This window comes from Myxococcus faecalis, from assembly GCF_050039385.1.
GTDB classification, from domain to species: Bacteria; Myxococcota; Myxococcia; order Myxococcales; family Myxococcaceae; genus Myxococcus; species Myxococcus fulvus.
Genome location: NZ_CP144336.1, coordinates 1,571,146 through 1,595,917 on the forward strand (window position 1 = coordinate 1,571,146; position 24,772 = coordinate 1,595,917).

Below are 24,772 nucleotides of genomic sequence, written 5' to 3' on the forward strand. Positions count from 1 at the left end.
CACTGGCCATGGAGCGCCAGGACCTCACGGAAGGTTGCCCTCAGCCGGCGAGGCTCGCGGCACGCTCCTGGCGTGGAGCGGACAGCCGGGCGGCCAGCTCTCGGAGGGACGGCCCGCTGACGACCTCCAGGGTGGAGAGTCTCATCCCCAGCTCGCGCTCGACGGCGGTCACCAACTCCAGGGCCATGATGGAGTCCAGCCCCAGCTCCCTCAGGGGTTGGGTGACGTTGAGCGAGGATTCCTGCGTGCGCATGACCCTCGCCACGATTCGCGTCAGACCCTGGAGGAGGTGCCCACGTCGGGTGTCCTCGTCCATGCCCTCGAAGGCCCCGGACGCGGGTGCGCCGTGCTGTCCGAGGCCGGGAGCGCCAGCGGGCGCATCCATCAGCCCGACCAGTCGCCTCGCGCCGCTCCAGGGAACGAGCGCCTCGCCCCATCGTCGCCAGTCGACGTCCGCGATGGCGAGCTGGACGGGCCTCGCCTCCAGGACGTGCCCGAGCCCCTGGAGCGCGGCGCGCGTGGACAGGCCTCGCAGGCCCAGGTGCTCCAGGTGGCGCGCCACGCTCGCGTTACGGGCGACGAGCCCGGCCTCCCCCAGCGCCCCCCATTGAATCGCCGTCGCCGGCAAGCCCTGCTGGCGTCGGTGCACCGCGAGCTGGTCCAGGAACGCGTTCGCCGCGACATAGGCCCCCTGCCCCGCGTTGCCGACGAGCGACGAGAGGGACGAGAAGACCACCCAGTGCTCCAGGGGCAGCCGCCGCGTCAGCTGATGCAGGTTCCACGCGCCCTGGGCCTTGGCGGCCAGGACCCGCTCCAGCGAGCCTCGGTCCAGTTGCTCCAGCGGCTTGTCCTCCAGGAGGGTGGCGCAATGGAAGACGCCTCGGAGCGGCGGTAGCCCCGCGTGGATTCGGGTGAACACCTGCTCCAGCGCCTCACGGCTCGACACGTCCACGGCGAGGGCCTGGACGCTGACGCCTCGCGCGCGCCACTGCGCGAGGGTGGCGCGCGCCTCCTCGGACCGGGCACCCCTGCGGCTCACGAGCACCAGGTGCCGAGCGCCCTCCTCGACGAGCCACCGCGCCACCTCCAGCCCGAACCCTCCGAGGCCACCGGTCACGAGATAGGTGCTCTCCGACGAGAATCGCGGGCTGCGCGCGGGGGGGCGGACTCGGAGCCCCGGGTCCTTGATGGAGATGCACACCTTGCCGATGTGCTGACCTCGCGCCAGGGTCCGGAACGCGTCCTCCGTCTGACTCGCGGGCAAGGAGCGGGAGGGCAAGGGACGGAAGCTGCCGTCCTCGAAGCGGGCCAGCACCTCCTGATACAGCTGGCGCACCTCATCGGGGCGACTCCGCAGGAGCCGGTCGAAGTCCACCGCCGCGTACGTCAGGTTCTCGTTGAACGGGCGCAGCCGCAGCAGCTCGTCCTGCTCGAAGCTGGCCTTGCCCAGCTCGATGAACCGGCCGAAGGGCGCCAGGCACTCCACGCTGCGAGACACGACCTCTCCCGGCGAGAAGCTCAGCACCACGTCCACCCCGCGCCCGTCCGTCCAGGCGCGGACGTCCTCGGCGAAGCGCGTGTCACGGGAGTGGCTCACGTGGGTGAGCCCCTGGTCGCGCAGGTACTGGCGCTTCTCCTCGCTCCCCGCCGTCGCGAGGATGTCCGCGCCGCACCAGCGGGCCACCTCGATGGCCGCGAGCCCGACGCCGCCCGTCGCGCCGTGGATGAGGATGCGCTCGCCCCGCCGCAGCCGGGCCACCCGCATGAGCGCGTGGTACACGGTCAGGAAGACGATGAGGTTGGCGCCCTGTTCGAAGGACAGGTGCTCGGGGAGCTTCACCACGTTCCCCGCGGGCAGCACCACGTGTGACGCGATGAAGCCCGGGGCCACGCCGTAGACACGGTCCCCTACCGCGAAGCCCGTCACCCCCTCGCCCACCGCGCTGATGCGCCCGGCGCCCTCCATGCCGATGACTTCGCCGATATAGGTGTCCCGCGTCACGCGCGAGGAGAGCAGGCCCAGGGCCTTCATCACGTCCTTGAAGCCGAGCGCCGTGGACTCCACCTCGAGCTCGACCTCGCCGGGGCCGGGGGCGCGTCGCGCCTTCGCCACGAAGCCGAGGGTGTCGAGCTGTCCCTCCTTGCCGAGGACCAGCTCGTACCCCATTCCCTCCGGGACCGGCTCCAGTTGCGGCGCCTCCGTGGGAGGCGTGAGCGTGTCGCGCACGAGCCGAACGGCGTGGAACAGGCCCTCGCGTTCGGCGACCTCCTGCTCCATGCCGAGCCCGCTCAGGCGCAGCAGCAACGCCTCGATGCTCGACGGCTCTGCGTCCAGGTCCACCACGGTGAGTCGGAGGTCCGGCCGCTCCGTCATCGCGGTCCGGGCGAGCCCCAGCAGCGGCGCGAGGCAGAGCGACGGCAGCTCCCGATGTGTCGCGAGTCCGCTCGTGAGGAGCCCGGACGAACCCGTGGCATCGCGTCCGAACACAGGCGCCGCTTCAGCATGGAGCACCGCGCGCTGAGCCTCGACCACCGCGTCCTCGATGCGCTTTTCGTCTGAAGGGTTCTTGAGCGGACCGGTTCGGCGCAGGCCAGGCGCACCGGCGGCGTCAGGGAGAAGCTCGACTGACTCGGCGCGGGTGGGGAGGACATCTCCACCCGAGCTGTCCATGGGTCGACCCACGAGACTCCGCCCGGATGTCTGGGCAACGCCCGATGACTGCAACACAGACGCGACACGCGTGGTGCGAACATCCTCAACAGAGAGCTCCCCGAGCTGACCAGGATCGAGCCGCTCAGTCGGGTGGGCAGTGTCGGACAGGGGCTCGACAAACTCGGCGCGCGTGGTGACCAGGTAGTAGCGGTCGATGCGCCCTGGACGCAGGGCTTGAATGCACCGAAGCAGCGCATCGGCCGCGTCCACACCTCGTGCGACCGGCGCTTCGCTCTCGGGCGTGGCGGCAAGCCAGCGCAGGTCCACGAGCCGCACCTTGGCACTCTCGGGCAGAGCCGTGAGCGTCGCATCCAGTGCGGTGGCATCGGAGACAGCGTGCCACTGCGACGTACTCGTCCCAGGTACCGCACCGCCCATCACCACCCACGTCACCTCTTCGCGCGCCACTGGCTCCGAGGGCTCGAACCGCTCCCATCGTCGCGAGTACACCGAGCGCTCCAGGAGCACCGCTTCGTCCGTGCGAACCCTCGGCAACATTCGGCACGTCAAGCCCGTGACCTCGGCCACGACGACACCGTCCTCGCTCAGCAAGGTGATGTCCCCACGCAACGTCCCCTCCCCTACCGAGCGGAGCCGTCCATGGGACCAGAGCGTCCGTCCCGGCGACATCAGCACCTCGATGCAGTCGACCCTCGTGGGCACGATGTCGTGGTCCGCGTCATCCATCGCGGCCGCGATGAGGCTGTGGAACGCCCCGTCGAGCAGCACGGGATGCAGGTGGTATCCCCGCGTGTCCACTCCGGCCGGCAGGTCGAGTCGCGCGAGCACCTCCCCCGGAGCGCGATGCAGTGCACTCACCACGCGGAACGCAGGTCCATACCGCAGCCCTCCGCGCTCGAGTGACGCGTAGAGCGCCTCCGGCCTCGTCGACTCCGGCAAGCGCGCACGGAGCGCCGCCACCTCCACGACGCGCGAGCCCCGCCCCGACGACATCAGCCTCCCGCGTGCACAGACCACGGGCTGCTGCCCTTCCTCCTGTCGTTGAACGACGAAACGGGACGTCTCCGCGGAGAACCCCAGCCGAAGACGCGGGCTCGTCTCAGGGCTGAGCACCACCGCCGAGCTCAACTCCAGCTCCTCGATACGGCAACGCGCATCCCCCGTGAGCGCATGTCGCGCCGCCAGCGCCAGCTCCACATGCCCCGCGCCCGGGAAGAGCAGACTCCCCGCCGCGTGATGGTCCGCGAGATAGGGCACCGCCGCGAGGCTCAACTCCGCCGTCCAGGCGCCCGGCTCGGAATCCACCAGCAGCGGGTGTCCTCCGAAGGCACGGCGTCGACTCTCGGAGCGTACGCTCTCCCCCCAGTAGACCTTGCGCTGCCAGGGCATCCTCGGAGCACCGACGTACGCCCCAGGGCCGAAGTAGCCACGCCAGGCGACGTCCACCCCCAGGACATGGAGCCGCCCGAGCGCGGAGGTCATCGTCTCCTGCTCGGAAGCCTCCCGCACGAGCGACGCGAGCACCTCGCCCTTCACGCCCGCCGTGCTCGACACGTCCCGGATGGACGAGGCCAGCACCGGGTGCGGCCCCACTTCGATGAACGTCCCATGTCCATCCTCCACGGCGGCGCGCAGTGCGTCCGCGAAGCGCACCGAGCCCCGGACATTGTTCCACCAGTACGTCGCGTCATGGCGCTCGGGCTCCGTCATGAGCCGCCCGGACACCGTCGAGTAGATGGGCAGGCGCGGCGCGTTGGGGCGCAGCACGGCCAGCGCCTCCAGCAGCTCTCCCTGGAGCGGGTCCATCAAGGGGCTGTGATACGGCACCTCCACCTGGAGGAACCGATTGAAGCGCTGAGCGGCGGCCAGCTCCGCGGCCACACGCTCCAACGGAGCCCGCGCCCCCGCGAGCGTCACCGAGCGCGCGCTGTTGATGGCGGCGACGGCGATACCCGGGCCATGACGCTGGACCCACTCGAGCGCCTCCTCCGGCCCCAGACCGACGGCCAGCATGGCCCCCTGCCCCGCCACCCGTTGTTGCAGCCGGCTGCGATGGAAGGCGGTCAGCAGCGCCTCCCGCGTGTCCAATGCCCCCGAGGCCCATGCGGCGCCGACCTCACCGATGCTGTGTCCCACCACCCCATCAGGCACGACGCCCCACGATGCCCACAGGCGCGTGAGCGCCACCTGCAACACGGCATTGGCCGGCTGCGCCACCTCCGTGCGGGTGATGCGTGACGACGCCGCGTCGCGCTTCAGCTCCTCCGCGATGGACCACCCGGCCAGCTCGCGGAAGAGGCCATCGCACGCCTCAACGGCCTCACGGAAGACGCGCTCGGTGGCCAGGAGCTGTCGCCCCATCGCCCACCACTGCGGCCCCATGCCCGTGTAGACGAAGAGCACCTTGCGCCGCGCCTCGACCGGGTCCGCGACGAAGTCCAGCCCCGGCACATCCCGCTCGCCTCGCGCGATGGCGCGCAGCGACTGGACCAGGGTCTCCCGGTTCGCGCCTCGGAGGGCGAGGCGATGGCGTGGATGCGAGCGGTGCACGGCCGCGTCACGGCACAGCTGCTCCGGCGCCGCGCGCCCCTCCTCCAGCCAGGCCGCGTACCGCTCCGCCAGCGCGGACAGCGCCTCGTTCGACTTCGCCCCCAGGACGAGCAGGTGCGGACGCCCCTCGGGACGCTTGGGTGTCAACACGGCCGCGCGAGGCGGCGGCTCCGCCAGGACGACGTGCGCGTTGGTTCCGCCATACCCGAACGAGTTCACACCGGCGAAGCGCGGCTCGGCGCTTCGTGGCAATGCCTCGGGACGCGTGGGGATGTGCAGCCCCAGGGTCTCGAGCGGAATCTGGGGGTTCACCCGTCCCAGATGCGGATGAGGCGGGACCAGGCCATGTTCGAGCACCAGGGCCGCCTTGATGACGCCGGCCACGCCCGCCGCGGCCTCCAGGTGTCCCAGGTTCGTCTTCACCGAGCCCATGCGGCAGCGCTCCGGGCCCGTCCGACCCGCGCCCGTCACGGTGCCGATGGCGCGCGCCTCGATGGGGTCACCCACCGGCGTGCCCGTGCCATGGGCCTCCACGTACGCCACGCGCGACGGGTCCACGTCCGCCTTCGCGTAGGCCTCTCGCATCACCGCCACCTGCGCGTCCGCGTTGGGCACGGTGATGCCCGGCGTCCGTCCATCCTGGTTCACCGCCGTGCCCAGGATGAGCGAGTGGATGGGATTGCCGTCCCGCAGGGCCGCGGACAACGGCTTGACGACGAGCATCGCCGCGCCCTCCGCGCGCACGTAGCCGTCGGCCTGGTCGCTGAACGCGTGGCAGCGGCCTCGGGGAGACAGGAACCGTCCCTTCGACATCGTGATTTGCGTCTCGGGGAGGAGCAGGACGTTGACGCCTCCGACAAGCGCCGCCTCGCTCTCGCCCGCCCACAGGCTCTGGCAGGCCAGGTGCAACGCGACCAGCGATGAGGAGCACGCCGTGTCCAGCGACACGCTGGGTCCTCGCAAGTCGTAGAAGTACGACAGCCGGTTGGAGAGCATCGTCAGTGTGCTCGCCGTCGCCGAGTGGCTGTCGAGCCGCTCCCGGTTGTCCGGGCTCGCGTGCAGGATGAGGTTGTCCATCATGAAGCCGCCGACGAAGACCCCCGTGCGGCTGCCCGCGAGGGTGCTCGGCGGCAGGCCCGCGTCCTCGAGCGCCTCCCACGACACCTCCAGCATCAAGCGCTGCTGCGGGTCCAGCGTGCTGGCCTCTCGCGGGGTGATGCCGAAGAAGCCCGGCTCGAACTCACGCAGGTCCTGCTGGAGCAACCCCGCGCGCTGCACATAGGTGCGCCCCGGTGCGCGGCCCGAGGCATCGTGGAACTTCTTCGCGTCCCAGCGCCCCTCGGGGATGTCGACGATGCACTCGCGCCCCTCCATCAACACCTTCCAGAACCCGTCCGTGTCCTCGATGCCGCCCGGCAGGCGACAGCCGATGCCGACGATGGCCAGCGGCTCGCGCGCGGGGGCCGCGTCCACGCGACCTGGAGAGGCGCGGCCGGGGCTCCGCCGCGCCTCGGGGACCACGACGGGAACGGGCACGTCCTGGCCCGCCACGCTCCGCAGGACCTGCGCGGGTGGGACGGTGCCGTTCGCGTCCCGGAAGACGGCTCGCACGTGACCGGTGACCACCGGACGCCCGGGCTCCGAGGGACGTCGGAACTCCTGCCGGAAGTAGAGCCACTGCTCGTCCCAGGAGACCAGCCGCGTGCCCAGCTCATAGGACTCGAACAGGCGCAGCGAGTCGCGGAACTGGAGCGAGGTCTCTCCCACGGGGACCACCCACCGGTGTCGCAGCACCTGGGGCAACAGGCCCGCGCGCACGAGCAGGTCCACGCGCCCCAGGTCCATCATCGCCAGGTAGCGGCTGTTGTTCATGTGGCCGAAGAGGTCCAGGTCCGAAGGCAGGACGCGCCATCGGGTGACACTCTCCTCGAGCGGGCCCACGCGGCCTCGCAGGGCACCGTGCAACAGGGTCTGGAACAATCGGAGCGAGGGCTTCATGGGGAATCCTTTCGGAGGAGGTCTCCGAGGACGTTGCGGCGCAGGACGATGGAAGCGGCGAGGACCCCGGACATCAGCGACGCGCCGACGCCCACCGAGACGGCGTCCTGTCCCACCAGGAGCAACCCCTGGATGGGCAGCCGCGAGCGGAGCCACGGCTGTCGGAAGCGCTCCGGGCTGTGCTCCAATCCGTAGATGGAGCCGCGCGGTCGGTGGGCGAAGTGCGCCGTGCTGAGCGGCGTGGACAGCTCCTGGTACTCCACCCGCCCCTTCAGCTGCGGGAACTGCTCCAGGACGACGCAGAGCAGGCGCTCGGAGAGCCGGGCCTTGAGGTCGTCGTACTCGGCCCCTCGACGGCGCCAGCGCGTGCCCTCCCACTTCTCGAACCAGTCATAGGGCGCGGGGCACAGGGCGGTGAGCGTGGAGCGCCCCGGGTGGCGCTGGGCCCACGAAGGGTCTCTCGCCGAGGACGAGCTCAGGTAGACGACAGGCAGCGGCGCCGAGGCGTCCCGCGTGAAGGCGCGCAGGTTCGCGTCGTGGTCATACCCGGCATGGACCCAGACATTGGTCGCCGGCAGGGCCACCTCGTCGGGCGCGCCCTTCAGGCCCAGGTACAGGCCGAGGTGACCGATGGACTGCGGAATCCGCTGGAGTCCCCGCGTCACCTCGGGCGGCCTCCAGGGCTCCGGGAGCAGCGAGCCCAGGGTCTGCGCCGCGCCCGCGCCGCTGATGATGTACCGGGCACGCAGCGCCTCGCCGTCGGTCAGGCGCACGCCCAGGGCGCGGCCATCCTTCACGAGGATCTCCTTCACCTCCGCGCGGACGCGAACCTGCCCGCCCGCGCGGGTGATGACCGGCGCGATGTGGTCCAGGATGCCGCCCGCGCCACCGACCGGGTAGCACGCACCCTCCAGGTAATTCTCCGCCACCAGCGCGTGCATAGCGAAGCTGCTCTCCGCCGGAGGCAGCGCGTAGTTCCCCCACTGCCCCGTGAGCACACCCAGCAGGCGCGGGTCCGACGTGAGCGAGGACAACACATCCCGCGTCGTGCGGTTGGAGTGACGGCGAAAGGGCCAACCGAGCACGGGATGCGTGAGCGGCGTCATCCACCGGGGGAGCACGTGCTGGATGAAGTAGCGCAGCGAGGCCCGCTTCACGCCATGCAGCAGGCGCACGTACGCGGCGATGGCCTTGCGCTCGGAGGGGAAGGCGCCGCACAGCTCCGCCTCGAACGCCTCCGCGCCGGTGACGTAGTCATGGCGCCGGTCGGCGAAGACGAGCCTGTCGTAGACGCGGTCCATCCGCGCCCAGCCGAGCGCGCCCTCGGTGACGAAGTCGAAGACGCGCCGCAGGGGCTCGTCCGGCTCGTGCAGCCTGCCCAGACAGTGCACGCCGACGTCCCACTCGTAGCCCTTGCGCTGGAAGGTGTGCGTCATGCCTCCGGCGACGGAGTGACGCTCGAGCACCAGCACCTTCAGGCCATGGCGGGACAGAATCGCCGCCGCGCCCAGCGAGCCCATCCCCGAGCCGATGAAGATGACATCGAAGGACGCACCCGTGGCGGACGCGTCGACGCGTCGAGAAAGCAATCCCATGGCGGTGGACTCCTCAGTCCCGAGCGGGCTCGCGGGGCGCGGTGGCCAGCCGCCAGAGCAACACGGGCAGGCCGATGACGGGGCGCAGGAAGAAGTGGCGGCGCTGCTCCGGGGTCAACACGCGACGCAGGAAGAAGTGCAGCCGGAGCTGCTGATACCAGGGCAGCGCGGGCGCCAGGTGGTGTGACAGGTGACAGGGCTGGCCCCACGGCCCGCCTCCGAGCAGCAGCCCCCAGAGCCCCAGCCCCAGCTCCCGCGCCCCGTTCGCCCGGTCCAGGGGCATGAACAGGTGCTCGGTGCTCTCGCGGACCCGGTCCAGCACGAAGCTCAGCCAGCTGCCGACCAGGAACAGCGCCACGCCGGTGAAGAGCCAGCCATGCAGCCACGTCGCCAGCGCCGCGCAGAGCACCAGGTACCCGTTGGTCAGCAGCACGGAGAGTCGTCGGCTCCGCGTGTGCTCCTGGGGCCGCCAGGGAAAATAGTCCGAGTGGCTGAGCATCGGGGCCAGCGGCAGCAGGCTGCCCAGCAGTCGGCGCAGCCGGACGTGGTGCGTGAAGGAGCCGTCCTCCGACGTCCCCAGGCTCCGATGGTGGCTCGCGTGGGCCTGGGCGTAGTGCACCGGGTCCGCCAGGAAGAGCCGACAGGCGTTGTTCGCGAGCACCCTCAACCCGCGCCCCACCCGTCCCCTGCCCACGATGAGGAGGTCATGCGCGGCGCCCTCGTGGACGCTGAGCGTGACGATGCCGCAGACCAGGAAGCCATGCACCACGCCGGCGACCACCCCCGCGAGCACGATGCCCCCCGCGGTCGACAGGGCCCCCGGCAACACGAAGGGCAGCGCCGTCAACGACAGCAGGTCCGCCGCGAACAGGGCCAGCAGGAGGAGCACGTTGACGGTGTCATGCAGCACGGGGTGCGCGCGGAACCACACCAGCGAGTCACGCGCCCTGCCGCGAATGGCTTCGAGCTGCGCATCGGTGAGGGCGGGGAAGTCCCCGGACGCAAGTCTCGCGTGAGCGGCCGCGAGCCGCAGGTCTTCTGGATGGAGATTCATGGAGTCGGGAGCGGCTGGGAGCAGGCGCTGGAGGTGCCATCAAGATGTCTTTGATTGCGCCGCCGCTCAACTCGCTTGGGTGCTCACATTCGTGCGCCCGAGGGAGAAACGGCCTCGGGAGCGTGCACTTCGGGGCTACTGCTCATATTTGCGTCGGGTCGCCGCGGCCTTCCTCGGCGGATGGCCGAGCGGCGCGGGCGACAGGCTCAGATAGCCGAGCACGAGCACGCACAGCTCATTGGGGAACGCGTCGTTCGTGAGGTAGTCGGGCCGGTCCACGCCAGCGGCATGGCAGAGCGCCTCCAGCGTGTGGACGATGATGAAGACCGCCATGTCCAGCTCTCGCGGGCGGATTTCCTCCAGCCTCGCCGCCAGGAACGCGCGCACCAGCCGGAACAGCTGCTGCTCGAAGGTGTCCACGTGGCCCAGCGGGCGCAGCACCGGCAGGAGCGCGTAGCGCAGCGAGTCCAGCTGGGGATGCAGCCGCTTGAGCGTGAGGATGTGGTGGATGATGGAGGGCACCGCGACGCCCAGCGGGGCCGGCGCGAGCTCCTTGAGTCCCGCGTCGAACTCCGTCAGCCAGCGCGAGCCGTGCTGCTCCAGCACCGCGAGCACCAGCCCCTCCTTGTTCGGATAGTACTGGTAGAGCGAGCCGATGCTGACGCCGGCCGCCTCGGCGATGCGGTTGGTGCTCGTCGCCTCGTAGCCGTCACGGACGAGCAGCCGGGCCGCGGCGGTGAGGATGGCGTCGCACGTCGCCTGGGCGCGCTGCTGACGAGGCTGCTTCCGACGCGAAGGGGAGGAACTGCGCGGCATCACGACTCCTCGAGCTGGAGCCGAACCATTCCAAGGAGTGCCCCCCCAGGTCCACCACCCGGAAGCGCGGGTGGGCGCTCGTCCCCGCCGTCATCAGCATGGTGCTGCACGAGCGCGCCGATGAGCTGTTCAGCGACCCGGACACACTGCTCAATGACCAATTCAGACCCACGGCGGAGGAGTAGCATCACCCTCCCCCAGGTCTGAGTTCACCAATGACTCACTTGCGGCACGCCAAGCCTGACCTCTATACGCAAGATTAGCGGACTTTTCCGCGAAATCCAGACACGAGGCATTGGCGTGCGCATGCGAAGAATCCCCGGACCCCCGTCCGCAGCGGGCATGAAGTGGTGGACCAGGCTGTCCCTCGCCGGAGTGCTGGCGCTCACCGGCTGCACACAGACGGCGCCGCAGTCCGAGAGCGCCTCCCTGGCAGAGGCCGCCTCCGCGGCGAATGGCGAGTGCCAGGTCCAGCCGCCCTTCGACCCCAACTTCGAGCCGGAGCTGGAGTGGGCGTGGAGCTCCAGCACCGTCCTGCCGACGCACGTGCAGGTGATGATGTCGCCCATCGTCGTGGAGGTGAACGGCGATGGAATCCCCGACGTCGTCTTCAGCAGCTTCGTGGGCAGCAACTACAACACCAACGGCGTGCTGCGCGCGCTCAACGGGGCCACGGGCGCCGAGCTGTGGACGGTGACGGACCCGACCCTGCGGGTGCGCGGCGCGGGCAGCATCGCGGGCGGCGACATCGACGGTGACGGGCTGGTGGAGATCTGCGCCGTCCCGGAGAGCGGCACGGGCCTGCTGTGCTTCGAGAACACGGGCGCGCTGAAGTTCCGGACGAACGTCTCCCAGAACAGCTGGGGTGGCCCGTCGTTCGCGGACCTGGACGGCGACGGCACGGTGGAGATCCTCAACGGCCACTCCGTGCTCAGCAACACCGGCGCGCTGAAGTGGGCGGGCACGGACACGCTGGGCGGTCCCCAGGGCCCCATCTCCTTCGCGGCGGACATCGACGGGGACGGCCTGCAGGAGGTCGTCAACGGCCGCTCCATCTACCGCCATGACGGCACGCTCAAGTGCCGCAACACCTCCATCGGCAACGGGCTGGCCGGCGTCGCCAACTTCGACGCGGACCCGCATGGCGAGGTCGTCGTGGTCAGCGGCGGCATCGTGTCGCTCATGGACGACAACTGCGCCCTGCTGTGGAGCACGGCGATTCCCGGCGGCGGCAGCGGCGGCGCGCCCAACATCGCGGACTTCGACGCGGACGGCAGCCCGGAGATTGGCGTGGCGGGCGCCAGCCGCTATGCCGTCTTCGAGACCAACGGCACCGTCAAGTGGTCCAGCCCCACCCAGGACAACAGCTCCAACGTGACGGGCTCGTCCACCTTCGACTTCGAGGGTGACGGCCGCGCCGAGGTCGTCTACGGCGACGAGCGCCGCCTGCGCATCTACGACGGTGAGACGGGCGCCATCCGCTTCGACGTGGAGCACGCCTCCGGCACCACGTACGAGAACCCGCTCATCGTCGACGTGGACGCGGACGACAACGCCGAAATCGTCGTCGCGTCGAACAACTATGCCTTCTCCGGCCCCACCGGCATCCGCGTGTTCCGCGACGGCAAGGACGGCTGGGTGAACACGCGCCGCATCTGGAACCAGCACGCGTACTCCGTCACCAACGTCAACGACGACGGCACCATCCCCGCGCACCCCGTGGAGAACTGGCGCGTGCCCGGCCTCAACACGTTCCGCGCCAACAGCCAGGGCACCGGCACCACCAGCCCCTACGCCGCGGCGGACCTCGTCGCCGGCGAGGTGACGTCCTCGTGCGACCGGACCACCGGCACCCTGAGCCTGCACGCGCGCGTCACCAACCAGGGAGACGCGGCCGCCTCCGCGGGCATGCGCGTCGCCTTCTACGACGGCAACCCCACCTCCGGCGGCGCCCTGCTGGGCGTGGCCACCCTCCCCACCGTGCTCGCCGCGGGCAGCAGCGCGGTGGTGAGCGTGGCGCTCGCCTCGGCTCCCGGTGGCACCACCACGGTCTGGGTCCGCGCGGATGACGACGGCACCGGCGTGGGCCGCGAGACGGAGTGCATCGAGACCAACAACGCGGGCAGCGGGCCGGTGAGCCTCGCGTGCTCCACCAACGTGCCCCCCGTGGCGCTGTGCCGCGACGTGTCCGTCGACGCCAGCCCCACCACCTGCCAGGCCCCGGCCAGCGTGGACAACGGCAGCCATGACCCGGACCAGCAGCCCGGTCCCTTCTCCGTGTCCCAGTCGCCCACGGGGCCGTTCGGCCCGGGCTCGCACGCCGTCACGCTGACGGTCTCCGACGGCCAGTCCACCGACACGTGCACCGCCACCGTCACCGTGGTGGACGTCACGCCGCCGGTCATCACCTGCCCGGGCGAGCGTGTCTACCTGGCGACGAGCCCCGCCGGGGCCCACGTCACGCCCGTCCCGGCCACCGCCGCCGACGCGTGCGGCGCCCAGGTCAGCGGCCCCGCCGCGGGCATCTATCCGCGCGGCACGACGCCCGTGACGTACACGGCCACGGACGCGGCCGGCAACAGCGCCTCCTGCACCACCGCCATCCACGTGGTGGACTCCGAGGCCACCCCGCCCGACCTCGTCATGTGCGACGTGCCGCGCTACACCTCGGCCGCGCAGGTGAAGGCGTGCGGCTGGGCCACCACGAGCGCGGGCGGCGCGCCCATCAGCGTGGTGCTGCTCTCCATCAACGGGGGCGCCCCCATCCGCCTCCCCCCCGACGCGGGCGGCGGCCACGTCGTCGAGTGGCTCAGCCTGGCCGAGGGCCACTACACCCTCACGCTCACCGTCATCGCCACCGACGGCGCCTTCGCCACCGAGAGCCGCGAGGTGACGGTGGACCGCACCGCCCCGCTGCTGCGCGTCGTCGCCCCTGACGTCACCCAGCCGCAGCCGCTCACCGTGGACGTCGTCACCGAGGTGACGGACCTCTCCCCGGTCCGCGTCACGGCCAACTGGGTCAGCTCCACCGACGTCGGCGCGGGCACGAACCTGGCCACCACGCCGGTGACGTTCTCCGGCCCCGGCGCGCACGTCGTCCTGCTGCGCGCCACCGACGCCGCGGGCAACACGTCCGAGCAGGTCCTCACGGTGCTCGCCCAGTAGCGCCTCCGAGGCACCTCCCGCGGGCCAGCACGCGCCGCGGGAGGTGTCCCGCCATCACTGCTGCGTCGGCCGGACCAGCGCCTCCCGTCCCCCTGGGGCGGGGTGGGCCTCGAGCGCCGTGTAGACCTCGAACCAGGCCTGGTACGCGCGCCAGGCCGGGTCCTTCTGCTCCAGCAGCGTGCGCCGTGCTCCCGCCATCCGCTGGGACACGTCGAAGGGCAGCTTCGTGCGCCCATCCGCCTGCAGCTGGGCCGCGAACCAGAGCACGTCCAGCTGCCCGGCATCGACCGGCGCATGCGTGCGGGCCACCAGCGTGTCCGCGTGCTCCAGCGCCATGCCCAACCAGCGCGCCGCGTGGGCCGGGTCCTGGCGGTCCACCGCGTTCTCGGCCAGCCGCAGCTCCGCGAGCGTCACCGAGCGGAGGTCCTCGTCGCGGTCCAGCTCGTCGAACTGCTCCAGGAACAGCGCGCGGCGCGTCTCCAGCGCCTGGGCCGCGGCCTCCAACTGTCCCAGACGCGTGTGGGCATTCGCGCGCAGCCCCGCGGCGATGAGGCGATAGGAGCGGTGGACGTGCTCGGGCGAGGAGTGCGCCCACTTCAGCGCGGAGCGCACGGCCGGGTGGGCCAGGTCCTTCTCCACGCGCGCCAGGTCCTCGAGCGTCCGCTCGGGCTTGCCCGCGCCCAGCGCGGCGGCGCAGCGGGCCAGCCGCATCACCAGGCGGTTGCGCAGCCCCTCCTCGTCGGAGGGCAGGGCCTCGACCAGCGGGAGGCCCTGGTCATAGAGCTCCAGCGCGCGCTCGAAGTGGCCCGCGGCCAGGTGGTAGAGCGCGGCGCGGTCCACCGCGAGCGGCAGGAACCGGGCCTGCTTCTCGGTGGCCCGCACCATCGCCAGCGCCGCGTCCGCCGCCTTCGCCGCGTCCTCCTCGCGCCCCACGTGCAACAGCGCCCGCGCGCGCGCCAGCGACACGGCCAGCCCCGCCCAGTTGTCCACGTAGGGCAGCTTGTCGCGCTGCTCCAGGTAGCCCAGCGCGATGTGGTGGTTGCCCACCTGGGTGTGCAGCAGGCCCAGCGCGCCGAGAATCATCGCCTTGTAGCGCACGTTGTTGCGCACCAGGTCCAGCGCCACCAGGTAGTGCCGGTTGGCGCGCTCGGCGGCGGCGGGGTTCTTGCCGCGCAGGAAGTCCTCGTGCTGGATGGCGCCGTACAGGGCCTGCACCGCGCGCTGGTTCTTGAGCTCCGGCCACGCCGCGCGCAGCTGGGCCACCGCGTCCTTCACCGCCTGCGCGTGCGCCTTGTCGTCCAGCTTGGGCAGCTTGCGCGCCAGCAGGTACGCCTTCACGAAGCGCCGGAGCGGCTCCACCCTCTTCTCCGACGTGGTGGTCATCTCCTTCTCCACCACGTCGTGGCTCACGCCGGCGCGCAGGCGCAGGTTCATGGACTCGACGGCGCTCTCCAGCGAGCCCGTGCGCTTCGTCACCAGGTCGAAGTCCGCGCGGGCCTCGTCCTGGCGCTGCCGCGCCAGCCGGCGATACGCGCGGCCCATCAGCGCGCGACGGAACAGCCGCTCCGCCCGACGCCGGTCCTCGGTGCCCACGGGCGCATCGTCCACGTAGACGGTGGCCAGGGCCTCCAGCACGCCGTCCGCGCCGAGGCTGGCCGCACGCTCCACGGCCTCCTGGACCAGGACCCGGCGACGCAGCGGGTCCGTCTGCCGACGGTAGAACGCGAGCAGGGCCTCGCGGACGGCGCGCGGCGTGCGCTCCTGCCTCAAGGCGATGATGTGCTGCCCCAGCTCCAGGGCGAAGGCGTGCGCGGAGCCCTCGGGCGCCCGGGCGAGCGCCTCGGCGAGGAGGGTCTCCGCCTCCGCGTAGGGCCGGCCCCGGTACAGGGCGCGGACCGAGGCGATCGCGAAGTCGAGCTGGTCGTCCGCCTTGAAGATCTTGTGCACGGAGAGCCGCCGGCCGACGTCCACCAGCGCCATCCGGTCATCGAGCTTGCGGTACAGCGCGTCCGCCCGCTCGTAGTATGCCTCCAGCACCGCGCGCGGCGTGGTGTCCGTCACCTGCGCCGACTCCAGCTCCTGCCGCGCCAGCGTGAAGTCCCCCGCCGCGTCCGCCAGCTCGCTGCGCACCACGTGCTGGAAGACGGCCGTGGCGGGGCTGGGCGCGTTGGCGGGCTCCAGCGCGGCCATGCGCTGCTGCTCCGCCACGCTCAGCTCCTCCACCATGCGGCCCCGCTCGCGCTCCTTCATCGCGCGCCGGTGGTCGATGAGGACACGCAGCGGCCCCTCCAGCCCCAGCGTGGCCGGGTCGCTCACCGCGCCCATGTGCTCGGCGTAGAACTCCGCCGCGCCGAAGTCCTCGAACGCCAGGTGCAGCATGGACAGCCGCATCATCAACAAGCGGCGGGGCCGGGGGCGCTCCTCGAGCAACAGCCGGTGGCGGTAGAGCAGCAGCTGGTCCGCGCGCCGCCCCACCATCTTCAGCTCCTCGTTGAGCCGGGGGACATCCCAGGCCGAGGGCACCTGTCCATCCAGGGGCAGCTGGTACACGTCCAGCGACTGCGAGCGAGAGCACGTCGCCAGCAACGACTCCGCCGCCGGCGCCGGGTACTGGCAGTTCCACGACGCGCCGGTGAGCTGGTCCGGGCTGGAGGCGGCGGCCAGCGCGGGCGCGTCGTCGCGCTCCGGGGAGAACGGCGCGCGGAACAGCACGCCGCTGTCGCTCGCGTCGATGGTACCGTCCGCGTTGGAGTCGGTGAAGAACTGCACCACGTACAAGAAGCGCCCGTCGCGTGAGAACACGGGCTGGCCGCTCTGCCCCGGCAGGTCCAGCGCCAGCTTCACGGGCCTCGCGTCGGGGACATCCAGTCGGAGCGCCTCCAGGTGCGGCGCGGCGCGCGCGGCGAAGCCCGGGCCCACCTGCTTCACGGAGCGCTCGACGGGCACGTACACCAGCCAGCGCCCGTCCGGGGAGAGCGTGGGGCTGGTGAGGTTGCGCTCCAGGAGCGGGCTCGCGCTCCACGCGGCGCCGGGCCGGACGCGCGACAGCTTGAGGTCGCCCTGGATGGTGGCCCGGCTCACCAGCGCGATGCTCGCGGAGTCGATCCACTCCGCCTGCAGCGCGTTGGCCTCCTCGGTGAGGCAGCGGCGCTCCTCACCCGAGGGCAGGTCCCGGATGCAGAGCTGACCGCCGGCCTGGTCCCGGAAGGAGATGTAGAGCAGGCGCTTGCCGTCGGGGCTGATGCGCGGCCACGTCACGTCCGCGCCCTCGTCGAAGAGGCGGCGCTCGCGGCCCTTCTCCAGGTCCTGCACGTAGATTTCGGTCGCGATGTTGCGGTTGGACGCGAAGACGAGCGTGTTCCCGTCCGGCGACAGCTGCCCCAGGAACTGGTCCCCCACGCCCACGGTGAGCCGCGAGGGCGTGCGCAGCCCTCCGTCGTTCTCGTCGTCCTGGGCCCAGGCGCCTCGCGCGAGCAGCGCGGCCAGGAGCAGGACCTTGGTGTCCCGGGACGTCAGCACTTCTTCTCTCCCCAGGTGCCGTCCGCGGCCTCCACCTGGCCGCCGCAGACCACGCCCTCCGCGTGCACCTTGTGCCAGCTCTGGCGCAGCACCTCCTCCGAGGCGTCGGGGCGCTGGGTGCGCATCCACTTCCACAGCTGCAGCCGCGAGCGGTTCACCCGCTCCACCAGCGCCACGTCATCGGCCGTCAGGCGCCCGGCCCGGCAGCGACGGCGGCTCTCCACCAGCAGCCCGTCCTTGCCCTCGCCCACGCAGTGGCGCCGGAGCAGCTCGTCCACGCGGTCCGCCTGCGTCTTGCCCAGGTCCTCCACCAGGGGCGCGGGCTGGACGCCCAGCTCCTCCAGCTGGTTGGGCGTGAGCGGCACCGGCGTCGGGTTCATGCCCGCGCGCGCCAGCCGCTGCTCCACGTCCTTGAACGAGCCCGAGGCCTGCTCCTCGAGCGCCGTGGCGCGGTCGACCATGACGATCTCCGGCGCGCTGATGCACCCGGGAGCGACGAGGGCGGCCCACAGCAACAACGCGCGGGTCTTCATGGCGAGGCCTCCGTCAGCGTCATCGACTTGATGAGCTGGTCGACGATGGGGCCCATGGGGATGCCCCGGATTTCGTTGATGCTGATGAGCTTCGCCAGCCCGCCCATGGTGATGCGCAGGCTGCCGAAGCCGTGGTTGAAGCTCACCCGCACGTGGTCCGGATACCCCAGCGTCAGCGCATAGCGGACACGGTTGGTCGCCGGGTCGACGTGGCGAGGGTCCTCCAGGTCGAGCAGGTCCAACAGGTGCCGGTTGCCGATGCGGAGAATCTCCGCGCGACCGTTGATGCTGCGGTCCTTCGCGGAGATGACCACGGCGGCGTTGCCGTCGAAGGGCTCGCCCCGGGACGACTGCACGCCGGTGGCGCGCACGCGGGCCTCCAGCCTGGAGTCCTTGCCCTGCCAGTCGAGCAGCCACTGGCCGGTGATGCGCCCGCCGCGAACGCCCATCTCCAGCTGCGTCATCGAGACCACGTGCTGGTCGATGGACAGGTTGCCCGCCAGGGGCGCGATGGTGGCGAACGGCGTGGTGATGCTGTTCGCGGACACGTAGCCGCTGCGCGACAGCAGCGGGTGCTGGTCGGCGAAGCGGAGCATCGGGTACGGATTGACGTCGATGTCGCTCGACAGCCGCACCTGCCCGTCGGTGTAGAGCACGTCCTCGGAGAGCGGCACGTTGCCATCGAGCGCCTCGACGGCGAAGTCCGCCTCGGGCATCCGCGCGTTCACGTTCTGCAGGAGCAGGTTCGCGCGTGTCCTGAAGAGCGTGAGGTCGGGCGAGGCCACGCGGAAGTCGACCTTGACGTGGCCGCTGCTCTCGAGGACGCCGGGCCGCGCGAGCTTGGACAGGTCCTGGGACAGCTCCCCGCGAAGCCCCAGCCTCCGCCGCTCCTCCCCCAGGTCGAGCCGTCCCTTGATGCTCAGCTCGGTGCTCGTCCCGCCGTTGGTCACCTTCAGCTCCGGGACATGGATGACGCCCGTGGGCTTGCGGCGCGCGGTGAAGGCCCACGCCAGGTCCTGCACCGGATAGGGCAGCGCCGGTTTCTGTTCGACGGAGCGGACCGTCAGCTGCTGCGTCACCTCGATGTCCTCCGCCTCCAGCTTGTCGGTGAAGGTGGCGGTGGTGTCACTGGAGAGGTCCGCGAGGGACAGGCGGCTGTCGGCCATCCCGACGGTGAGCTTCTCCACCGTCATGTCGCTGTGAATCGTGCGCCGGGGGCCGTCCACGCGCGAGTCGACCGCCCAGCGCAGTCCGGGGAGGTTCACCGTCAGCGCGTCCTGGCGCCACCGGAAGCCCTGCACGTCCACCACCGCCTTGCCCGCGAAGCTGCCCGTCCGCAGCGGCTCCGGTGAGAACCTGGGCAGTCCGTCCGGGGTGAGCCCGGTGACGACGCCGAGCAACGTGCCATTCACGTCCAGCTTCACGCCCAGCCGCGACGCGTTCAGCTCCCTGGGCACCTGGGCCAGGGCCAACAGCGGTGCCAGCGTGCCGAGCGGCGGGAGGTCCGCCTTCACTTCTCCCTGGAGCGCGCGCGTCTTGCGCTCGTACGCCAGCGCGATATCGACGGTGGCCTTCACGCCCTCCTGGCTGGTGACGCCCACCTTGACCGTCGGCTTGCGCCGGTCCAGGTCCACCGTGAAGGTGTGACGCTGCGGCCCACCGTCGGTCTCCCCCACGCGCAGCCCGTCCACGCGCAGCTCCACCTCGCCCTTGTGCCGCCAGGCATCGCCCCGCGAGCGCGCGACGACGGTGACGTTGCCCGCCGAGATGTCATCCCAGCCCGGCTTCCGCACGCGCACCTCGGTGCGATGGTCCACGCGGGGCGCGGCGGAGAAGAGCGCCGTCGCCTTGCCCTGGGACGACACGCCCACCCCCAGCTGCTTCCAGGGGATGCGCGCGGCGACGTCGTTGGGGATGAAGGGCCGGGCCGCGACCAGGTCCGGGGTCTCGAAGGCGAGCGTGTACGCCACGTCATCCGCGCCCTTGGTGGCGTCCAGCGTCGCGTGCATCGCGCCGACGTCCAGCACCAGCCGGCCGCGGGCTCGGGTCAGGCGCGGCTCGTCCACGTGGGGGACCACCTGCGACGCATCGAGCTTCACGTGCACGGGGCCCTTGAGCACCTCCAGCCCCTCCGCCGTGACGACCTCGAGCGCGCCCACGGGGAGGTCCGCGCGCAGCGAGAAGGGCGGCCTGCCCGCGAGCGGCGCCTGGAGCTGGAAGCCCAACCGCTGGGCCTTCGCGCGCAAGCCCGGGACGTTCACGTCCACGGCCGCCACCAGACCGGACAGCGCCACGTCCCCGGCCACCTGGAGCGGCGAGGACGGCTCGGGCCGCAACTGCTGTCCCTTCAGCTCCCCCTGCGCCTTCGGCACGCGCACCGTGGCGGGCCCGTCGACCTCCAGCTTCTGGAGCGCGAACGTCAGCAGCGCGGACACCCCCTGCCGCGCATCCGGCGTGGCCGCCAGCGACACACGTCCATCACCCAGCGCCACCGTGAGCCCGTCCTGGGCCAGCCGCAGCGACGCGAGCTCGATGTCCAGCCCGAGCTTGCCCTCGGCCCCCAGCAGCGGAATCGCGCCCAGGGTGACGTCTCGCGCGTCGAGGCGCACCTCGCCGCGCTCGAGCGTGAACGGGCGCCAGTCCCCCGGCAGCACCCGCAGCAGCTTCGCGAGGTCCACGTCCGCCAGGGCGCGCGTCATGACAGGCGCCACGCTCGAGTCATCCGGCAACACCAGCTCGGCCTGGAGTTCGGCGCTGTCCGTCAGTCCCGTGCGCTCCAGCTCCAGGAGCGTGCGGCGCGCCCCCGCGTCGAACCGCGCGGACACCGCGCCATGCAGCAACGAGCGCACCGAGAACCGAGGGTCGAAGGTCTGTCGCGCGACGTCCAGGTCCACCCGCGCACGAGCGGCCGTGGCCCCCGCCTCCACCGCGAGCGCGAGCGCCAGCTCCGCGCGCGCCGGAGGAGCCAGGGTGCCTTCGCGACTCAGCTCCAGCGGCAACGGGGCGCCCGTCTGGCCCAGGTTCGCGAAGAGCTTCCAGGCGCCGTCCCGCTCTTTCACCTCGGCGCCCAGTCCGAGCCCGCGCACGGACCAACGGTCGACCACCACGCCATCCTGGACTCGGAGCCAGGCCAGCGACACGCCCGACACGTCCACGCGCGCGACGGGGGGCGCGGACGCGAGCAGCGAGGCGAGCTGTCGGGAGAGCCCGAGCGAGGGCTCCTCGGGGACGGGCCCGGGCGCGGGAGGTCCCGTCAGCTCCGAGAGGGACGTGGGCCCCGCGTCGTCGGCCACCAGGGCCACCGTCACCTCGCGCGCCGCCACGTGTTCGATGAGCGTGCCGCCGCTCATGAGCGAGCCGGGCGACCACTTCGCCTCCAACGTCCCCACGCGCAGCAGCTCGGGCGCGACGCGCTGGAAGGCAGCAGGCGTGCGCACCACCAGGCCCTCCAGCCGCAGGCCCGACAGCAGCGACACCTGGGTGGTCTGGTAGTCCACCTGGATGCCCGTGGCCGACTCCACCTGCGAGACGACGTGCGACTTCAGCCAGGGACGGTCGAGGTTGTGCACGACGACCAGCGCCACGATGAGCACCAGCGCGACGGGCGCGACGAGACTCAGCAGGACGCCCGCGAGGAGTCGAGCCCACCGCCGGCGCGGTCGTTCAGCTCTTGGGGTTTCCATGTGGCTCGGTTGACGCGCGCGGCCATCATCGTCGGGAGGGTGGGTGAAGTCGAGGACCGGATGCGGGCAGGCGGGCGGGCGCCGGGAGGGCCGCGAACGGGCTTCGCCAGACGCGCTCGCACGGGGGCTTCACTCCATGGACAGCGTTCACCGTAAAGCGGGAGAACGCCGACGACGCCAGCCCTCGGCCAGCGCCAGCCCCACGAGCGTCACGCCCCACAGCAGCAACCCCGGCAGGACTCCAGGGACCCGATAGCGCAGCACCACCTGGTGACGCCCCGAGGGCACCGCGACGGCCCGCACGGCCCCGTTCGCGGGGAGCACCCGAGTGGGCACACCGTCCACGCTCGCCGTCCATCCGGCCTGGAACGCATCGTTGACGATGAGCACCGCGTCCTCGGATGACTCGACCGACACCACGAGGTGCTCGGGAGTGTCGCGCTCGATGAGGACCCGCCCTGTCAGCGGCGCCTCGCTCGGGGCGGGGAGCGGCTCCACGCCACACTCCACCGCGGCCCAGGTACCTTGACGGAAGGCCTCCGTGCCCAGGAGCCCGAGCGCGGCCTTCTCGTCCGACACACATCGAGGCCTCGCGACGAAGAGTCGCGGGAGGGCGTCGGCATGCTCGACGAGGACCAGCTCGAACACCTCGTCGCGTGCGAACACCCTTCCCGGCTTGGGCTCCAGCCCCGCGTAGGACGCGGACGTATACACACTGAACCGCACGCCATAGAGCGGCTCCAGCTGGGTGAAGCGCGCGGGCGCGTCGAGCTGCAGCCCCTTCACGCGAGAGCTCACCGCGGGCAGATACGCCCCCGCCGCGCCGATGTTCCACAGCGCGGGGGTGTCCGGCATCAACGAAGCGCGCGACATCAACGCCACGCTGTCCTGGAACTCGAAGCCCTCGAATTGGGGCAACTGGAAGCGCTGGAGGCGAGAGGAGACGCGGGGCGCGGAGTCTCCCGTCCGCGCGGCGTGCTCGCGCACGGCCTCGACGAGCGTGGGGGGACTGTCCAGCAGCTCCTCCGAGCCGAGGATGTAGAGCGGCTCGTTCAGCGTGAAGGCCGCGCCCAGCTGCAGCGCCATCAACACCCCGGCCCGAGGCCATGAGCCCGCGAGCCCAGGCAACACGAGCGCGCACCCCAGCGCGAGGCCCGCCGCGATGAAGCCGGCGTCGCTGAACGCATGCGACAACGTCTCCAATGTCTCCGCGGGCACCTGGGGCCAACGGGCGACGACGAAAGCGGAAGACCACACCGCGCCCCAGCGCTCGGCGAGGGCCACGGCGAGCAACCCCACGGACAGGCCACCCGCCACCCAGGCCGCGCGGCGCGCCCGTGGCTCGGAGGACACCAAAGCCTTCCACCCGAAGCCCGCGAGCAGCGAGAGCCCCAACGTCAGGTGCGCGACGAGCTTCTCCGGATAGCGGAACGGCCGCCACAGCGGCAGCACGTCATGCAGCCACCCATAGACGGGCAACGCGGCCCCGAGCGCGAGCAGCAGCACCAGCCCCCACACCGCGGCGAACGGCGCCCAGCGCCTCCAGGGGATGAACATCAACCCCGCCACCGCGAGCACCAGCACCGGCACCCCGACGAGCGCCGAGTCCGTCCACAGCGTGGAGAAGCCACCCGTGCTCAAGAGCGGCTTCACGACCTCCTCGGGGACGGCGCGCTCCACTGCGGGGTTGGCGAGGTAGGGCCCCAGGACGAGCTCCGGCAGTCGCCACGGGTCCAGCGACCAGCGCTGTGCGTCCTCGAGCGAGCTGGCGCCAGGGGCCCCGTGCGCGAACACCGCCATGCCCGCGAACAGCTGCGGCGCGGCCAGCCCCGCGCCCATCGCCACGAGCCCCAGCGCGCGGAGCACGCGAGTCCGCAAGGCGCCCCGGCCCGTCACCGCGAGCAGCAACACGAAGGCGTTCGCGAAGGCATAGCTCCACGTGTCACCGGCCAGCAGCACGCTGGCGACACCAAAGGCGGCCACGGCGGCGCGAGCGGGGGTGGCGACGCGCAGGAAACGCTCGGCGGCCCAGAGCGCCGCGGGCAGGGAGGCCGCCGCCAGGAGGTACGCCAGGTTGTTGGTGAGCGACACCAGGTGTCCGCTGAAGGCGAAGGCGAGCCCCCCGAAGAACGCTCCGCCCCGTGGCACGTCGTACAGCCGCAGCAGCGCGTAGGTGCCCAGCAGGGCCAGCGGCGGACACGCCAGCACCGTGAGCTTCATCGCCACGCCGGTGGAGAACAGCAGCCCCAGCAGCTGCGACGGATGGAAGGGCGCGGACAGCATGATGCCCGCGAACGACTGCCCCAGCCCGTCGAAGGGATACCAGCCGGGGAAGTCCCCTCCGAGGACCCGCTGCGCCCAGTAGCGCCGCAAGGGCGCGTAGACCAGGAGCATGTCCCGCGCGATGAAGACCTGCGCGCTGAAGACGGCCCGGTAGAAGAAGAGACAGGTGAGGGCCAGGGCACCGCCGACGACGGCCCACGCCGGGCGCGGAATCGGGACTCGGACTCCGGCGGCGGGCTCGGGCGAAGCAGGGGGAGGCATCCAGCGCGGGATTGTTCACCCTCCCCCCGCCCGCGTCCAGGGGCGACAACGCCTCACGGACGCGGTGCTACCCCTTCGCGCTCAGTTCTCGCGCTCGGCGTCCACGCCGATGATGCAGGTGCACGTGCGGGTGACGGCGTTGCAGCGTCCGGACAGCGTGCCACCACACTGGGCGTTGGACGTGCAGGAGCGGCCCGGCGTGCAGGTGCCGCAGTCCGGGTCCAGCGCGCACAGCTCCGAGCAGCAGTTGTCCCGCGCGCAGCCGCACGGCGCCGGCACGAAGCGACAGCCATAGGGGCTGCCATTGCACCACACCTGCTCGAGCCCGTCCGGGTCGAGCCAACACTGGCGATTGTTTCCGGAGCACGAGGCCGTCACGCCATTGGCGCACTGCAGGCTCACCGTACAGTCACCGGCGCCGAGCGCCGACTCCTGCTGTCCGACGGTCTCCGACGCGGGGGCCTCGTGGAGCTGAGCATCATTCTGCGCGGGCTCACATCCGGTCAGCAGCATCGCGGCGACGACAAGGAATCCAGCCAGACTCTTCATGGGAGGCCTCTCTCGGTTGATGGATGGGATGACGCGCTCGGGGGAGCGCGGCGCGCGAAATATGTCAGACGCCACCGCAAGTGAAGACAGTT

10 protein-coding genes are annotated in these 24,772 nt (G+C 71.6%); 1 reads left to right on the forward strand and 9 read right to left on the reverse strand.

Going from position 1 to position 24,772, the window contains the following annotated elements:
* Positions 1–40: 40 nt before the first annotated feature.
* The 4 genes from VZQ01_RS05945 to VZQ01_RS05960 form a co-directional block, all read right to left on the reverse strand.
* The gene (locus VZQ01_RS05945) at positions 41–7,222 is read right to left on the reverse strand and encodes an SDR family NAD(P)-dependent oxidoreductase (protein WP_426747119.1); all 7,182 of its coding nucleotides are present in this window, start codon (positions 7,220–7,222) and stop codon (positions 41–43) included.
* Positions 7,219–8,817: a phytoene desaturase family protein gene (locus VZQ01_RS05950; protein WP_267697069.1), complete on the reverse strand. Its 1,599-nt coding sequence runs from the start codon at positions 8,815–8,817 to the stop codon at positions 7,219–7,221. The genes VZQ01_RS05945 and VZQ01_RS05950 overlap by 4 nt, the downstream gene beginning before the upstream one ends.
* Before the next feature lie 13 nt (positions 8,818–8,830).
* The gene (locus tag VZQ01_RS05955) at positions 8,831–9,871 is read right to left on the reverse strand and encodes a fatty acid desaturase (RefSeq protein WP_426747120.1); all 1,041 of its coding nucleotides are present in this window, start codon (positions 9,869–9,871) and stop codon (positions 8,831–8,833) included.
* Positions 9,872–10,006: 135 nt separating this feature from the next.
* A complete protein-coding gene (locus VZQ01_RS05960) occupies positions 10,007–10,687 on the reverse strand; it encodes a TetR/AcrR family transcriptional regulator (protein WP_426747121.1) in 681 nt (226 codons plus the stop codon).
* A gap of 342 nt (positions 10,688–11,029) precedes the next feature.
* Here VZQ01_RS05960 and VZQ01_RS05965 point away from each other — a divergent pair, with 342 nt between their 5' ends.
* Entirely contained in the window at positions 11,030–13,852 is a 2,823-nt protein-coding gene (locus VZQ01_RS05965; protein WP_426747122.1) for an FG-GAP-like repeat-containing protein, read from the forward strand.
* A 54-nt stretch (positions 13,853–13,906) separates the two neighbouring features.
* Here the strand turns inward: VZQ01_RS05965 and VZQ01_RS05970 are convergent, their stop codons facing one another.
* The 5 genes from VZQ01_RS05970 to VZQ01_RS05990 form a co-directional block, all read right to left on the reverse strand.
* A complete protein-coding gene (locus tag VZQ01_RS05970; protein ID WP_426747123.1) occupies positions 13,907–17,371 on the reverse strand; it encodes a hypothetical protein in 3,465 nt (1,154 codons plus the stop codon).
* Positions 17,365–17,904, reverse strand: coding sequence for an aminoglycoside phosphotransferase family protein (locus tag VZQ01_RS05975; RefSeq protein ID WP_223748930.1), 540 nt, complete (start codon positions 17,902–17,904; stop codon positions 17,365–17,367). The genes VZQ01_RS05970 and VZQ01_RS05975 overlap by 7 nt, the downstream gene beginning before the upstream one ends.
* Entirely contained in the window at positions 17,901–21,587 is a 3,687-nt protein-coding gene (locus VZQ01_RS05980) for a hypothetical protein (protein WP_426747124.1), read from the reverse strand. The genes VZQ01_RS05975 and VZQ01_RS05980 overlap by 4 nt, the downstream gene beginning before the upstream one ends.
* 147 nt (positions 21,588–21,734) lie before the next feature.
* On the reverse strand, positions 21,735–23,981 hold the full coding sequence (locus tag VZQ01_RS05985; protein WP_426747125.1) for a YfhO family protein: 2,247 nt from the start codon (positions 23,979–23,981) through the stop codon (positions 21,735–21,737).
* Between the two features lie 231 nt (positions 23,982–24,212).
* On the reverse strand, positions 24,213–24,680 hold the full coding sequence (locus VZQ01_RS05990) for a hypothetical protein (protein WP_223748927.1): 468 nt from the start codon (positions 24,678–24,680) through the stop codon (positions 24,213–24,215).
* Positions 24,681–24,772 lie beyond the last annotated feature (92 nt).

What these genes read in the sequence shown, in the direction of transcription:
- VZQ01_RS05955 (WP_426747120.1), bottom strand. Translation starts at nt 9,871, where the DNA reads ATGAATCTCCATCCAGAAGACCTGCGGCTCGCGGCCGCTCACGCGAGA.
- VZQ01_RS05990 (WP_223748927.1), bottom strand. Translation starts at nt 24,680, where the DNA reads ATGAAGAGTCTGGCTGGATTCCTTGTCGTCGCCGCGATGCTGCTGACC.
- VZQ01_RS05960 (WP_426747121.1), bottom strand. Translation starts at nt 10,687, where the DNA reads ATGCCGCGCAGTTCCTCCCCTTCGCGTCGGAAGCAGCCTCGTCAGCAG.
- VZQ01_RS05980 (WP_426747124.1), bottom strand. Translation starts at nt 21,587, where the DNA reads ATGGAAACCCCAAGAGCTGAACGACCGCGCCGGCGGTGGGCTCGACTC.
- VZQ01_RS05985 (WP_426747125.1), bottom strand. Translation starts at nt 23,981, where the DNA reads ATGCTCCTGGTCTACGCGCCCTTGCGGCGCTACTGGGCGCAGCGGGTC.
- VZQ01_RS05975 (WP_223748930.1), bottom strand. Translation starts at nt 17,904, where the DNA reads ATGAAGACCCGCGCGTTGTTGCTGTGGGCCGCCCTCGTCGCTCCCGGG.
- VZQ01_RS05950 (WP_267697069.1), bottom strand. Translation starts at nt 8,817, where the DNA reads ATGGGATTGCTTTCTCGACGCGTCGACGCGTCCGCCACGGGTGCGTCC.
- VZQ01_RS05965 (WP_426747122.1), top strand. Translation starts at nt 11,030, where the DNA reads ATGAAGTGGTGGACCAGGCTGTCCCTCGCCGGAGTGCTGGCGCTCACC.
- VZQ01_RS05945 (WP_426747119.1), bottom strand. Translation starts at nt 7,222, where the DNA reads ATGAAGCCCTCGCTCCGATTGTTCCAGACCCTGTTGCACGGTGCCCTG.